Origin of the sequence: Kineococcus haloalkalitolerans, from assembly GCF_050871905.1 — a bacterium.
In the GTDB taxonomy this organism is placed as follows: domain Bacteria; phylum Actinomycetota; class Actinomycetes; order Actinomycetales; family Kineococcaceae; genus Kineococcus.
Map to the genome: position 1 here is coordinate 36,754 of NZ_JBJLSH010000007.1, position 15,854 is coordinate 52,607.

The following is a 15,854-nucleotide window of genomic DNA, read 5'->3' on the forward strand; positions in this document are numbered from 1 at the left end:
GCTACGCCTTTCCTGCGGTGAGGGCCATCTGCACGGCCTCGACGTCGGGCTCGACGACGTGCCATCCCGCCGCGTCGAGCTCCACCTTGTCGGCGTCGTCCATGCTGAAGTCGACGACGACGCGTTGGTCGGGCCAGGCGAGCCCGAGGGGGATGCCTTCGGGCGACTCCTCGCCCTGGACGGGCACGGAGACGCCGGCGGCGGCGAGCGCCACGATGAGCTGCTGCTCGACGGCGGTGCCGAGGTCGTGCAGCTCCTGCCACTCGGGGGGCAGCGCAGCCGTCACGGCCGGAGCGGCCGGCTGGACGACAGCAGATGTGCTCGCAGTGTCGATGTGGGTGCGGGTGGTGATGACGGTGGGCAGCTGGCGGAGGGCGAGCAGGTTGCTCAGCTGCAGCCACATCCGCCACGCGTCCGCGTGGTGGAGGCCGAGCTGCTCAGGGCGGTCGTCCAGCACGAGCGCCACGTCCGTCGCGCCGGTCTCGGGGTACACCAGGCCTGCGACCAGGGCGACCGATCCCTGCGTCCACAACCACGTCGCACCGCCGTCCTGCACCGGCACGTCCCCGTCGAGGGCGTCCGCGGCGGCGGTGAGTGTGCCCGCCGGCAGGGCGACGCCGGTGGCGGACGCGGAGCCGAGCAGGAACCAGGGCAGCCAGTGGGCGAGGCGCGCCGACGCGTCGGGGTCCGGGTTCTGGATCCACCACATGAGCAGGTCGAAGGGGCCACCCGTCACGAGGTCGAGCAGGGCTTGGCTGAGCTGCCCTTCGGACCCGGCCATGAGGTGGCCGGCGGCGACGGCGTCCCACCAGCTCGGCGGCGTGACCGTGCCGCTCTGCGCCGCCTGCACGTCCTGCCACGTGATGCCGAGGACGATGCGTCCGCTGGCCCGCAGCGCGGCCCGCTTGGTCGCGTCGTCCGCGAGGCGGTTGATCACCGGGCTGGCGTGGTAGCGCCAGCCGTCGGTGAAGATGGCGACCTCGGGGATGCCGGCCTGGCTGCAGCGGAGCATGAAGTCGGGTTTGGAGCCGAGGGTGATCTGCTGCGGTTCGAGCGTCCAGACCCGCCCATTGCCGCCGAGGGTGATGATCGAGCGGTTCCCGGAGCTGGTGGGCTGGTCCTTGACCGTGGCCCCCATCGCCTGCAGCCGCTTGGTGAAGGCGACGCGGAAGCGCTTCTCCAGGGTGGACTCCGGGTCGTCGCCATCCGGTTCGTCCTGGGTGTACTTCCACGCCATGTCCACGGGGGGCTCTTCGGCGTCCACCGGTCCGCTGGCGAGGAGGATGTCGCGCAGGTGCCGCTCCCCCGCGGCGCGGGAGACCGAGCGCACCTGGTGGGGTGAAGCGAACGGCAGGAGGCAGCGGTGGCAGGCGAGGCGCTGCTCCCGCTGGCACGGACAGTCCTTCAACACCGCCCACGCGGCGCGGAGGATGGTCCACACCGTCTCGGGGTCGGCCAGCTCGGCGAGGTAGCCGGTACCGCCGGGGACGACGTCGTGCAGCAGCAAGGCCGCGCTGTTGTCACCCCCGTTCGTGGGCGTGGGGTCGACGATCGTGGTCACCGCGATGTGGTCGGGAGCGCCCCCGAGGTGCTCCCGCAACCCCAGCATGATCGCCGCGGAGAGGCTCGGAACGGCGAAGTGGTCCCCGAGGGTGACGGACGTGGGCAGGCGCACGACGAGGCCCTCGGTGTTCAGCGTGCGGGTGAGGGCGACGCTCCGGGTGTCCTCCGTGCTCGCAGAGCGCCGCGGGCACCACGGGCGGTGCTCCTCAGGCCGGTTCCTGCGGGTGTCGGTGTCGAGCTGCCCGCAGGAGGAGCAGACGCGGAAGAGCGGTGCTGGTAGGTCCTCGCCGGCCAGCATCCGCGGTGTCGCCCGCACGCCGCCCTTGCCAATGTTGATCCAGCGGATGGTCTGGTCGCGCAGGTGCTTGGCGCCGAAGCCGTACCCCTCGACGTACCAGCGGCGGGTGACGCGGTCGGGGTCGACGTCGGCGGCGGTGACGATGGTGAAGGGCTCGCGGATGCGGTCGTCGCGGTCGTCGGTGATGACGGCGTCGTCGCGGCGCATGGCCGAGGAGACCCGCTGCAGCTCGACGACGTCGAAGCGTTGCTTCGTGTCGGCGATGGCGGTGCTGCCGCACCGGGGACAGGCCGGGGGCGGCGCGGCATCGGTGGCGTAGCCGCAGGCCGGGCACAGCACGAGGGTGTGCACGGCCTCACCGTCGTGGCCGAGGTCGAGGGCGTCGACGACGATGCGGTAGCCGCCGGCGTAGAAGGTGGCGCCCGGTGCGAACTCGCGCAGCGCCTGACTACCACCGCGGTGGTAGCTGACGGGGTCGTTCTGGTACTCACCGGTGTCCGGGTCGGTCCAGCTGAGCGTGACGTCGAGGGTGACGCTGTCGTCGAGGAGCGTGTAGTTCGGCAGGAGGCCGTGCCCTTCCAGCACGCCGATCCAGTACTCACCGCGCAGCTCGGCCAGCTCGCCGCGTGTGAGGCGGAGCGCCGCCTTGGCCGTGCGCTCGGCGCGCTTGTCGGCGTCGGTGGCGGCTGGGGAGGCGGCGATCTGCTGTAGGGCGGGTAGGGACTTCTCGATCTCCTGCTGGCGGAAGGTGAGCGTCTGGACGGTGTGCTGCCAGCGTTGCGACTCGGCGTGCAACCGCGTCGCGAGACCACTGGCCCCCGGCAGGTCGGGCAACGGGGTGACCCACGCGCGGAGGCGCTCGCGCGCGGCGTCGGTGAGGGTGGGGAAACCGGCGAGGAAGCTCTCGAGGCGCTCCTCGGTGTTCTCCTCCGCATCCGCGATGAGCGCCTGCAGGTACGAACCGGGGTCGGTGCTGCCGATGGCTTCGAGGGCGGAACGGGGGTGCGGCGCGGAGGAGGTGCGCGCGATCCGGTCGGCGAGGAAGGCGACGAACTGGCGCCGGAGGATCTCCTCGGCGTCGAGGTAGGTGGCGGGTGGCCGCACCTCGCCGTTGACGACGGACAGCGGATCGCCGAGGCGCGGCAGCTGATCACCGCGACCGGTGACGAAGGCGAGGTTGAGGGAGTTGCCGGTGAGGCGGCCGGCGCGGCCGATGCGCTGGAGGTAGGACGCCACGGTCTTGGGCAGGCCGGCCAGCATCACGGTGGAGAGGTCACCGATGTCGATGCCCATCTCCAACGTCGGGGTGGCGACGAGCACGTTGGGCGCCTGCGGGTCGCGGTCCTGCTGCTTGAAGGCCTCCTCGTAGCGCAGCCGCACCTCGTCCTCGAGCATGCTCGTGTGCTCGCGGGCGATGACGCGTTGGATCCCGGTGGAGGCGTACATCCGCCGGTAGAAGTTGTCGTCGCGCTCGCCCCGCACCAGGCGACCGGCGCAACGCGCGACCATGCAGGGTGCGCCGTCGAGCTGACCGGCCACGGCCCGGCTCACCGGCTCCAGGGCCTGGCACACCTCGCAGACCAGCGTGTGCTCCCCCGCCTGCAGGGCTTCGAGGCGGATGGGGGTGAGGACGACGGACGCGGGGCGGAGTTGGTAGATCTGCGCATTGCTGCTGCTGGTGGTGACGCCGAGGACGTCGAGGTGCGCGAGCCGCTGGAACAGCAGCCGGGCCAGCCGGGCACCGTCCTGGGGTGAGACGCCGAGGGTGCGCGCGGTCCAGAGCGCGTACCAGCTCTGGGGGGTGGCGACGGCGTCGAGGTCGGTGGACTTCTCCAGGCGTGCTCCGCCGATGCGCGGGTAGCCGGGCGCCGCACGGCCCCTGGGGAAGGCCGGCATGCCGTCGGAGCGGGGCCGGCCGCCCCAGATGCTGTAGCGGTTGCCGTCCTCCCGCTGGTAGCGCTCGAACCAGGGGTGGGCGATGGCACCGCGCTGGCGCATGCGTTCCAGCACACCGCGCCCCCAGGCGGTCTTCTCCTGTGCGCCCGGCTCGTCGAGGCCCTCCAGGGTGGGGAGCCCGCCGGCCTCCTCCAGCGCCTGCTCCGCCGCGCGCAGCAGCTGGGGAGCGGCGACGGCGACCTCGGCGGCGACGCTGCCGGTGCGTTCGAGGGTCCGCCCGGTGCGGGACTGCAGGCCGAACTCCAGGGCCGCGTCGAGTCGGAGCCGGCGCTTGACGCGAGCCCGGACGGTCGCGGGCACGTCGCGCTGGCGGGACGCCTGCCAGAACGGGGTGAACTGCTCGTGGTCGACGAGCTGCGGCGGCACGACGCGGTAGCGGCGGTGCGGGTCGTCACCGGCGAGGGTGAGGACCTCGTCGGCGAGGTCGTCGAGGCTGATGTCGTGGTCGCCGACCGCCTCGCGCAGCACCGCGCGCAGGGTGAGGCTGAAGGAGCGGGTCTGCACGAACCCGGCCCGGTGGGCGGCGTCCTGCACGCTGTCGGTGAAGACGAGGGCCTTCTTCTCCTGCGCGTCGAGGTCGTGGGCGCCGAAGAGGGTGGACAGGGTCACTGACAACAGGGTGGCGATGGCGGAGCCGAGGAAGCGGATGCCGTCCGTCTGCTGGCAGGAGGGGCAGGTGTCGTCGAGGGACTGCTCCCCGGCGTCCGCGCCGAGGTGAGTGAGGACGGGCAGGACACCACCGCCGCGTAGAGCGCTCTCGTCGGGTGCGGTGGCGAGCAGACGGCGCTCGCGCACGGCGAACCACATGAGGTTCTGCACCCGCGTGCCGGGGTAGGCGACGGCCCGGTCGCCCTCGGTGGGGGCGTAGACGAGGGGGCGGAAGCGTTCGTCGCGGGCCATGCGCCGGCGGCGGATGTTCGCGTCGTCGGTGTCGAGGTCGGAGCCGGTCGGCGCGAGAACGGCGCCCCACCCGGAGCGGCCGCAGTGCCGGCAGTAGAGCGCCGGCAGGGCGGGCGCGTTGGCGGTGTCAGTGGGGTCGTCCCCGTCTCCGGTCACGAGGTCGCCGTCGTCGCTCCACAGGTAGCGCGGGACGTCGGAGACGGAGCGGTCGATGCGGGTGAGCTCCCGCACCCACAGGTGCAGGTCGACGGAGGGCGCGTCCCGACCGACGGCGGCGCGCAGGTGGCTGAAAGCGGCCAGCAGGGCGACGGTGAACTCTTCGGCACGCTCCTGGCGAGCCGCACCATCACGCGCACCGAGGCCAGCTGGGACGAGGGCGGTGGCGAGGTCCCGCAGCGACACGGCGTGGGAGGCGGCGGCGAGCAGGCTCTCGGTGACGGGGTGGGCACGCAACAGGTCGAGCAGTTTGGTCGGCGCGGCGTCCCGCAGCGCTGGGGGCTTGCCGGCCGTGCCGTAGAGGTGGGAGATGACAGTCTCCGTGAGAATCCGACCGTCGGCGTGCCCGTCGACGGCCTCGACCGCGGTGACCACCTGGGCGGCGAGGTCGTCATCGACGGGGACCGCCTCGTACCCGCGCTCTCGGATCGTCATAAGCGCCTTGCCGATCCACTCCTCCGCAGTGAGGCGGGATTCGGTGACGACGGCGTCAGCGGCGAACTCCTCACCGAAGACGGTGGTCGCGAAGTGGAGCATCGCCTCGGGATCACCCTTATCGCCGAGGGTGGCGGAGGTGGCGACCGGCGTGATGCGACCGAGGGAGCGGTTGCGATCCTCGACGGTGAGGCGCTCGTCGTTGTCCTTCCAATAGCTCTTGAGGGTAATGCCGAGCCGGCGCAGCAGCATGGACACGTCGGTGCCTTGGGCGCCGTCGTAGGTGTGGAACTCATCGAGGACGAGGTAGCGCAGGCTGTGAGCGCTCTTCGCCCACAGCGGGGCGTCGTCGGCGCGCAGCAGGAGCTGGTCGAGCATCTTGTAGTTCGTCAGCAGGATGTCGGGCGGGTCGCTGCGGATGACGGCGCGGTCGGTGATCAGCCCGTCGACGGTGACCTTGGTGCGGGTGGCACCCCGCTGGCCTGTGTAGAGGGCAGCGGTGATGCCGGCGAGGCCCGGGTCGGTGGTGAGGAGGTGCGTGAGGCGCTTGGCCTGGTCGTTGGCCAGGGCGTTCATCGGGTAGAGGACGACCGCCTTGGTGCCCGTCTCCCCCGCCCGCTTCGCGCGGAGCACGTGGTCGAGGATCGGGATGAGGAACGCCTCGGTCTTGCCCGAACCGGTCCCCGTGGTGACGAGCGTAGGTAGTGGCCGAGGCTTGGCCGGCCCGAGGTTGGCACTGCTGAGGCGGTGGAAAGCTGCAGCCTGGTGCCCGTAGGGCGGGAAGCCGCTGTACCAGTCCAGCGACTTGCGCCAACCCTCGTCCGCTGGGCGGAACGGCAGGCGCAGCCGCACGTACGGCCCCTTGAACAGCCCCGACTCAGGGTCGGTGAGGAATTCGGTGAGTGCTGCTCGGGCGTCCTCATCGGCGAGCGCGAACGTCGTCGTGAGGTAGTCGAGCAGGCTGCCGCGGACGTCCTTAGCCTGGACGGTGGGGAGTAGCTCCGTCACGAACGCTCCTTGAGGCGCTGCTCGAAGACGGCGTACGCCTGCCGCATGTCCGCCTCACGGTCGAGTGTCACGAAGGGCAGCTCGTAGGTGTAGGTGTTTCCTGCCTGGTTCGTGGCGGTGCGCTCGGCCTCGGTGATGCTGTCGCCCTTCTTGCGCCAGACGGTGAGGACAGAATTTGGGACGAGACGACCATTCATGTCGTAGAGGTAAACATTTTGATCATAGTCCCGCAATACAGGAAACTGCGTTCGGTAAAGCGTACACAAGTCCTCGACATCAACTCCCGCCATCACTCCCACAAGAGCATCAATTTCAACCTGCGCTTGGCGGCGATCTTCAGCGATTCGAAGCGGCACAAGACTGTCCCAATTGACGGGAACCGCATTCAAGGCAGCCCGAACTCGCCCCGCTCGGCTTGTATTAGCCCATTCATCTCTAGAGAATACCGCGTCAAAGCACGCTCTCCAGGCTTCAGAATAAGCATCCGTAACGCAATTCATCCGCAGAACTCTAAGAGTTAAGAGCGAGTTCAAAGGGTGATCGACGAGAACGGGAAGGCGATTGGCTGTCCCGGCTCGAATCGTTGATTTTGGCGCAATCCTCACTAAGAAGTCTGCCAATAGAGTCGATAGGTAGCCCAGCGTCGTAATCAATTGAGGCAGTGGGCGGTCGACAAAACTTGCCGAAAAGACACCATCTACATGAGCCGCTCCAGGAGGGGTAAGAGCAGGAATTAAAGTCCTCTCACCAGTGTTAGACGCCATCCCGCGCCAGCTAATCCGAAAGTACTCTCTGGGGCTCCGGACGCCCTCAGGCGTGCTCCAAGAACTGTATGCTCCGCCATACTCTGCGGGTTTCCAAACAGGCTTGTAAGAGGTAATAGGAAGCGCCGATTCATCCATCCTTTCGAAGTCCACGAGAGACCAGTCGCGATTACTCTTCATGGAGGAGTTCGGATGCTTGTACATAGGAGTATTTACAAAAATGTGCGGCCCCTGAAGGATGGCGGCTTCCCATCCAACAGGAGCGCCCCACTCGACGTGAAACACACCTCGCTTGAAGTCGGTTGTTTCATTCCAACCTTGGGAGTAACTGGGTCCTAGGGAATTGAGCCTAGGGAGTGCTGACAGGGTTGAAAGCACCGCGGAAGCGGCTCGATTCACTACATACACCATCCGCGTTCGCAAAGCAGGAACGGTTGGATCTTCAAGAAGATCGCGCCAAGTAGTGAGGACTTCATCTGTGACTGAAAAAATCCTGCCATTGTGAGGGCGCAACTCCCACTCGCCTTGATCATTCCGCAAGCCCGGCTCGGCCCCCGAACCATCGTGATGGACTGATCTAGGGACAACATCGGGATGATAGAGGGAGCTCGCCATGGAGAATTTAACCCGATCGAGTTCAGATCCGTAGACATGGACGCCGTAACTTACGTGATTGTCAATATCGAAAAGGTAAAGTTCATTGAGGAATTGCCAGTGCTGCCTAAGTCTCTTGTAGGTCGCCTCGCGCAGCAATCCTGCCTTCTCGTCAGTAAAGTGTGTCTCCGGATGGATTAATCCAACCGCGCCCTTAGAGGAGCGATGGCGCCAAGTTCGACTCATGAAGCATCGATACAGGTCTGGGCGCAGCCCAGACAAATAAGGGTATGCGGCGGGCTCAGATATGACGGCGCGGGTCGACGTGATGCGCGCCAACTCATCAACATAGGCCGTCAAGGATGTCTTCGTAGACAAAAGACCTGACTTCAGTGCCGCCCGCGCTCGACCGTCCACTTGAGCATTAAGCATCCAGCCCGCATGAATCTCTCCCAGTGTCGCGCTTTCATCCCATTCGGGCCTCACCCATGGCGGGTTCCCTACTTGCAGATCAAACCCGCCCCGTGCGAACACCTGCGCAAAGTCCAACTCCCAATGAAAGAGTCCCTGCTGCTTAGCGACCGCCTCGCACACGCGTAGCCACGGGTGATCCCGCAGCACCGCATCAACCGTCCTAGCGCTGGCGAAGCCAAGGTCGATGGACTCCTGGTCGCCCAGCTCATCCCATGTCGCGCCAGTGACAAGGGTGTCGTGCCCCGCCGTCGCCTTCCGCTTTGAACCCTCATGCCGACCGAGCAGCCCCTGCAGAGCGTCAATCCACTGCGCCAGCGTCGGCGGGTCAATGCGCTCCTCGCATCCCTCGACCACCCGAGTCGTCAGCGTGTCCGTCAGCGGCCAAAACCACAGCGCGCACCAGGCGTCCATGACGCGCCGCAGCCGCTGGTAGGCGCCGCTGGCGTCGGCGAGAGCCGCCTCGATCTGCTCGCGCTGCACCGCCCCACCGCTGGTCGGCGCCGGCATGCCCCACAGCGGGATGGCGCGGCGGATCTCCTGCTCAGCGATCTGCAACCGCCGCAGGGCGATTTGCCACAGGGCTTCCACGCGGTAAGACAGGTCGACGAGGGCATCGGCTTGCGCCTTCGTCGGCTTGGCCTGGACGGCGCGTCGCCACTTCTTCAGCCGGTCCAGCGCCTCGGGCGCGAGCGCCTTCGCCTCCTTGGCCTCGACCGCGGAGCCCCAGCCGCTCGCCGGCACGAGGAAGTGGTGCACCCCTCCCCCGACGCCTGTGGCGAGCTTCCCGTCGGCGACGTCCTGCGCCAGCGACGTCAGCGGCACGTCGGTCGGGATGGCCGTCAAAGACTCACCCTTGGCAACCTGGTCGCGGCGGAACACCGTGCGACGGGCGCCGATGAGGGAGTTGCCGCGGCGCAGGTGCAGGCCGAACCACGGCGCTTCGAGCCCGGCGACCATGGTGTCCAACCAGAGCGAGATTTCCGCAAGCTCGACGGCGGTGGCGTTGAGGTCCACCCCGTACACCTGGTGCAGAGCGATCGACGCCTTGACCCGCTGCAGCTCGCGCGGGTACTCGTCCGGGTCGATGCGCTCGCCCAGCTCCTCCTGGCGGCGGCGCAGGTACTGCTCGGCGAGCTGCCGCACCGCTTCGATGGCGAACGCGCCGGAGCCTAGGGCCGGCTCGCACACGGTCAGCTGCAGGATGTCCGCGGCGGGCGTCGTAGTGCCGTCCTGGTCGAGCAGTTCCTCCAGCGCCTGGGAGACGACGAACCTGGTCAGCACCTCCGGCGTGTAGAACGACGCCGACTGCTGGCGGTCCCGGCCGGAGAGGCGGAAGACGAAGGTGCCCCGCTCGTGCAGCACCGGCGTCTCCTCCCCCGTCACCGGGTCCTCGACACGGACGAAGTCGGCTGGGGAGATGCCGTCGGCCCGGTCCACCCGCACGACCCACGAGCCCTTGGAGGCGTCGCCGCCCTTGGCGACCTCGTAGAGGTCCGTCTCGGCGAAGGAGCCCGTGTAGCTCATGAGGCCCTCGTAGACGGCGCCGAGCTGGTTGATGCCAAGCTCGGCGTAAGAGATGAAGCCGCGGTCCCGGCCACGCTGCTCCTTGCTCAGCAGGAGGTGGCGCAGCACCCGCTGCAGGGCGTCGTTGCCGAGCTTCACCGCGTCGATGTGCGCGGTGGCCTCCGGCTTGAACAGGTCGGCGCGCAGGCCGCGGAAGGTCAGCCCCTCGCGGACGACACCCTCGGCGTCCACCGCACCGGGGTCGTGGCCGCGGTCGACGAGGCGGAAGAGCACCGCGAGGGAGTCGTAGAGGTGGGTGCCGTCCTTCGCGGCCGGGCTCGCCAGCTCCACGAGGGTCAGCTCACGGAGGCGGTCCAGGCTGTAGCCCTGCTCGTACTCCGGGGCCCCGGCCGGCAGCACCCCCAGCTCGGGAGAGGCTTCCGCGTAGAGGAGGAAGAGAATGCGGTAGAGGAAACGCAGCGACTGCTTGGCCAAGGGCTGTGCCTGATCGGCCGGCAACGGGTCGAGGCCCTGCTGCGCGCGCCGGGAGACGACCTCGTTGGCGAGGATCTCGATGGACAGGCGCACCCCTTCGCGGAGGTCCTTGGAGACGCCCACGGTGTGCTTGATGGACTCCTCCAGCACCCCCGTCCACCACACGTCGCCCTCGGCGTCGGGGGCGACGGACTCCGCCGACACGCACGTGAGCGCTCGGTCCACCTCGCCGCCGCGCTTGGCGTCGTTGCGCTCGCAGACGAGCTGCAGATCGACAGCCAGGTAGCGGCCTTCAGCCCAGCGGGCGCGTTCGGCGAGGAGGAGGTGGCGTCCGGCGAAGACCAGGGCGTAGTCGGGGGCGTGGTCGGCGACGAAGAGGGCGGACACCGTGCGCGCGACCGAGCGCAGCTCCGTCTTCTCGTCCACCGGGTAGGGGGTGAGGAGGGTGTCGAGGTCCTTGGCGAGGAGGGCATCCACCGTGGTGGTCGCCCGGCCCTCGACGATCACCAGGGGAGCGCCTTCGGCCATGCCGGGGGCGCTGACGTGCAGCACCGGTCCGGTGCGGGTGGTGTGCAGGCCGATGCCGTCGTAACCGAGGACCTGGCGCAGGCAGGCGTACACCTCCGGCAGGTCGGCGTCCGCGTCGGTCAGGACGTCAGCGTCGTCGCCGGTGCTCAGGACGGACAGCCGGTCGAGCAGCCAGCCGCGCTGCTCGACGAAGCGGGCGCGAGTGCTGACTTCGCCGGTCTCGTCCCATACCTTGCGCCGCTCGAGAACCTTCGCCTGGAACGACTGGCTCTTGGAGTCCGTGTTGACGTAGTGCTCGGAGATCCAGTCCTCACCGATGAGGATCGCGTCGCTGGTCGCCATCAGTTCCCTCCCGTTCCCTCGAAACCGGCGTCGCGGGGGACGACCACGAGCAGCGGGCGGACGAGCCGCCGTTCCGGGAGCATCGTCTGCGCCACCTCTCGTTCCTCCTCCACGCGCCGCCGTCGGTCCCGCACCTCGGAGCGCTGGATCAGCGCGCCGGCGTCGTGGTCCCACTGGTCGGTGCGCTGCGCCCACTGCGCGACCCGTCGACGGGTGGCCTGCTCCGCCGCGGCGACCACCGTCTCCATCTGCTGCTCCGCCGCCCGGACCGCCGGAGCCACGAAGCGCGTGAGCTCGTCCGCGGTCGGGAGAGCACCCCGGTTGGTCTGCGGGCCGGTGAACCCGACCCGTTCCAGAGCGGCCGCGGCGGAGGCGAAGGGCTCGACGAGCGCGAACGCCGGGTTGTCCGGGTTGGGATGCGTGGCCACGAGGAAGGACTGCGCGACGACCTGACCGCGGACGTTGGTCAGCGTGCCCTGCAGCAGGACGCTGATGTCCTCCACGTCCCCGCGGACGGCGAAGACCTGGTTGCGCCCAAGGCTGGTCAGTGCGCGGTCGCTCGCCCACTCCACCACCGGGTGCAGGGGGGAGAGGTAGTGCGCCTCCGGCCACAGCGACGTCGACTCGTCGGCGAGGGCCTGCGCGAGCTCCTGCCGGCCGCGCTGCCGCGTCGTCGCCAGCAGCACCTTCTGCGTCACCCGGCGCTCGGCCAGGTACGACTGCGGCAGCACCTCCAGGCGCTGGCGCAGATCCGCCGGCGGCACCAGCTCGGCGATGGCGTGACCGGTGTGCTCGCGCCACCCGATGCCGTTGGGCGGCGACGCCTCCGGGGTGACGAAGGCCTCGGTCAGCGCCTCGCGGACGAAGTCGAGGTCACCGGCGTAGACCCCGGTCGGCGTCGTGTCCGTCGAGGGCGCTGCCGGCGCCGCTGGTGCCGTCGCCGTCAGCTTGGCGAAGAGGCCGGCGATGCCTCCGGAGGAGGTCACCTGCGCGACCGTGCGCACCTCCTGGTCGAGGTCGGCCTGGCGGGCGAGGACCTTGCGGATGGCGTCCTCCTCCGCGGCCACGTCGTACTTGCCCATGAGGGAGGCCGAGTCACCGAGCGCCTTGTGCGCCTCGTGCTCCTTCTCCACCAGCCGCTCCAGCACGCGCAGGTCACCGGCGAAGCGTTCGCTGTCCGGGTCCAGCAGCAACGTCGTGATCTGCGGGCGGGACTTCTGCCCGTAGCGGTCGATGCGGCCGTTGCGCTGCTCGATGCGGATGAGGCTCCACGGGATGTCGAAGTGCACGAGGTGGTGGCACTGGGCGTGGAGGTTCACGCCCTCCGAGGCGACGTCCCCCGTGACGAGGACGCGGATCGGGGAGGACGCCTGCTTGAACGACTCGACGATCTCCTGCTGCTCCACGTCGGTCAGGCCGCCGTGGAGGACCTTGACCTGGTCAGCGCGCATCTTCAGGTCCTGGCGCAGCGACGCCTGCAGCCACTTCAAGGTGGCGACGCGCTCGGCGAAGACGACAGCACGCACCTGCTGCTGGGGCCCCACGCCGATGGCGCGCAGGTGCTCGACGAGCCGCTGGTACTTCGCCGACGTCGAGGAGCCGACGGCGGCAGCCAGCTCGTCCAGCCGCTGCAACGCGTCGGCCTCCCGCTGCTGCGCGGTCGTCAGCGACGTGCCCAACCGCTTGGTCCGCTCAGCGATGCTCTCCCGCAGAGCAGCCGGAGAAGAGAGGAACGCCTTCGCCAGGGTCCAGGGGAAGAGCGCAGCAGTGGAGCCGGAGTACGGCGAGGAGCCACCCTCCGGGTGCAGCCACGTCGCCTCCAGCTCACGGGCCACCTCGTTCTCCTGCAGCGAGGCGGGCACGAGGACGTTGCGCGGCTCGAGGCGCTCGGCCCAGTCCCCACCGACCACGCTCGCCACGTCGGGGCTGTGCCGGTGCCGGCGGATGACGAGCCGCTCGACCTGGTCCTCGTCCAGCGTCCCGTCCGGGCCGACCGCGCTCGGGTCCAGCATCCGGATGAGCTCCGCGAAGGACTCCGCCTTGCCGTTGTGGGGCGTGGCCGACGCCAGCACCAGCGCGTCGGTCCGCGACGACAGCAGCCGCGCCAGGCGGTTGTTCTGCGAGGTGGAGTTCGTGACGTTGTGGGACTCGTCGATGACGACGGCGTCCCACCGCTGCTTCTGCAGGTGCGCGAGGTAGCGGTCGGACTTCAGCGTGTCGATGGAGATGATGACGCGCTTGAAGAAGGTGAACGGATTGCGGTTGGCGGGCAGCTTCTGCCGGATGCGCTGGATCCCCGTGGAGTCCAGACGCACGAAGGGCAGGGCGAAGCGCGTCCACAGCTCGAACTGCATCTGCTCCAGCACGTGCCGGGGGGTGACGACGAGGATGCGCTCGCCGCGACCGCGACGGACCAGCTCGGCGAGGATCATGCCGATCTCGATGGTCTTGCCCAGACCCACCGCGTCCGCCAGCAGGATGCGGGGGCGCAGGTTGTCCGGATCGAGCGCTTTGCGGACGGCGGCCTGCTGGTAGCCGAGGGCGTCGGCCAGCCCCCGGGTGGTGACGGTGAGGTCCGGGTCCGTCAGCGGGACCGGCGACTTCCGCAGCATGGCCTCCAGCCACAGCCGGGCCGTGCGGTAGCCCGGTGAGCCGTCGGCCACCACCCGGGCCGCGGAGGAGTCGACCACCGCGACGTCGTCCAGGGCGGTGGAGAAGGTGGCCGTCGTCTCGCGGACCAGCTCGCTCAGGCCCTGGACGTGGACGATCCAGCCGTCGCTGGCTCGCTCCACGCCCGTGACGAGCCACTGCTCGTCACGGACCTCGACCACGGAGCCGGGGGCAGCGGTGAAGTCGGCTGCCGCCACGTCACGATCGACGGTGTCGGTCATGCAGCGCCCTCCTCCACGGCGTCCGAGAGGTCGTCGACGCCTTCCGTCTGGTCGAACTCGTGAGGCGCCTCGTCGCCGCCGAGGAGTTCAGATGCATCGACATCTCGCTGGGCAGCCTTGCCCATCGCCCCCTCCACGAGCTCCAGGAGCGCTGACCTCCGAGCGAGGAAGAACGCCTGGAAGTCAGCGGATCGGAGCGTTGCCGGGTCGATCTCGTGGGTCACGAGGATGTCGTCGAGCTCCTCCGGCGACATGCCTGCGCTCTTCTCGAGCTTGGGCAGGTAGTCGGCGGGCGAAGCTGCTCCGATGAAGCGGTTGGTGGAGGCGGCGAGGGGCGTCTTGTTGACGATGCTCTCTCGCAGGCTCGGGTCGATGCCGTTCCGCTCGCACCACGCCCGGGGGAAGACGTGGTGGATGTCGACCGCCAGGCTCGCGTACTGGACCTGGTCGAAAGCCTGCTGGTACTTCCAATCGCGGCATCCACCGGCCATGAGGAGCGCGTAGATGCCCTTGTAGGCGGCGGCATTGCGGGTCCGCAACGACAGCAGCCGGGACTCGACGAAGGTGCCGTCCGCCACGGTGCGCGGCACCGAGTGCCTCACCTCTTCCGACACAGCCGCGAGCGCCCACGACGGCACCTGCTCGACGTCCCGCGCGAACCTCGTCTCGACAGCACCGCCGTAGAGCTCACCGAGGACTCCGCACCAGTACCACTGGCGGATCCGCTTGCGGACACCCACCAGGTCCGCGTCGTTCCCGAGCACCACCCGGATGACGGCCAGCGGGACGAGCTGCGTGCGGTAGGGCAGGAAGGCCGCCTCGTGGATGTGCTGGTCAGCGAGGAAGGTGGACGCCCAGACGAAGGCTTCCCGGAGCGGGTCGACCCACTGCAAGTAGTCCGTCAGCTCGAGCCTGAAGACGTCTTCCTTGCGCGCGGAGATGGCGACCGGTCGATCGCTGGTGTCGGCGATGTTGCGGGCGCGAGTGGTCAGCAGCGTCACTGCCTGGAGGAAGTCGGTACTGGCGACACCAGCGAGGACGGGGTGCTTGACGAACTGGGCTTGCGTCACGGTCCAGTCGTCGTTGAGCCGGAAGTCGGTGCCGTGCTGTTCGAAGTACGCCTTGTCGCCTGCGAAGGTCGCCGTCAGCAGTTCGAAGACGTTGAGGGAGAGCCCCCCGGTGTTGACCTTCTCGAAGACCGTCGCGACGGCCGCCTTCGACGTGCTCTTGTCGAGCTCGATCGCGGGGATCTCGTAGTTCTGCGTGGGGCTGAGGACTTCCCCGAGGAATCGGCTGAAGAGATCGTTGTCGTTGAGCTGGAGGAGCCACTGAGTCGCCGCGGTCTGGTCACTGATGAGCCGGAAGGGGAAGAGCCGTCGCTCCCGCTCCTTGTCGGGCGTCGACACGTCGAGCTCGACCTTGCGGCCGAATTCGGAGCGGATCACCCCGTCAGCCGGGAGCGAGAGCACCGCCTCGTCCCGGCGCGCGGAGTCGGAGACGGCGAGCGCCAGGTCCAGGTAGTACCTGCGGTTCATCAGCTTGCCGCGCACGTCCTTGGTGGCGACCACTCCGTCGCCGGTGAGCGCCTGGAAGAGCGACGTCAGCCGCTGCTGACCGTCCAGGAGCAGGTGGTCCGGGTCATTTGTGGCGGTCTTGTCGCTCCCGGCCAGGGGCTTGGGCTTGAAGCGCACCTGGTCGTTGCCCGTCTGCAGCAGCATGATGACGCCGAGGGGATGCGCGAGCGTGATGGTGACCAGGAGAGAGCGGATGCGCTCGTCGTCCCACTTGTAGCCGCGCTGGAAGTCGGGGAGCTGGATGCGCCCGTCCTCGACCCGCTTGAGCAGGTCACTCAGCTTGTACTGCGGCGTCTGGAACCCCATGGCACCT

4 protein-coding genes are annotated in these 15,854 nt (G+C 68.8%); all 4 read right to left on the bottom strand.

Annotation, left to right across the window (positions count from 1 at the left end; all coding sequences use genetic code 11):
• Window position 1: 1 nt before the first annotated feature.
• From ACRYMY_RS04825 to ACRYMY_RS04840, 4 genes are read right to left on the bottom strand one after another with little or no spacing between them, the layout of a single operon-like run.
• Window positions 2–6,376, bottom strand: coding sequence for a DEAD/DEAH box helicase (locus ACRYMY_RS04825; RefSeq protein WP_432546135.1), 6,375 nt, complete (start codon window positions 6,374–6,376; stop codon window positions 2–4).
• On the bottom strand, window positions 6,373–11,076 hold the full coding sequence (locus ACRYMY_RS04830) for a DNA methyltransferase (RefSeq protein WP_432546136.1): 4,704 nt from the start codon (window positions 11,074–11,076) through the stop codon (window positions 6,373–6,375). The genes ACRYMY_RS04825 and ACRYMY_RS04830 overlap by 4 nt, the downstream gene beginning before the upstream one ends.
• The gene (locus ACRYMY_RS04835; protein ID WP_432546137.1) at window positions 11,076–13,967 is read right to left on the bottom strand and encodes a helicase-related protein; all 2,892 of its coding nucleotides are present in this window, start codon (window positions 13,965–13,967) and stop codon (window positions 11,076–11,078) included. Before ACRYMY_RS04835 ends, ACRYMY_RS04830 begins: the two co-directional genes overlap by 1 nt.
• Complete coding sequence (locus tag ACRYMY_RS04840; RefSeq protein ID WP_432546138.1) at window positions 13,964–15,847, bottom strand: GmrSD restriction endonuclease domain-containing protein; 1,884 nt, start codon at window positions 15,845–15,847, stop codon at window positions 13,964–13,966. The genes ACRYMY_RS04835 and ACRYMY_RS04840 overlap by 4 nt, the downstream gene beginning before the upstream one ends.
• Between the last annotated feature and the right edge of the window lie 7 nt (window positions 15,848–15,854).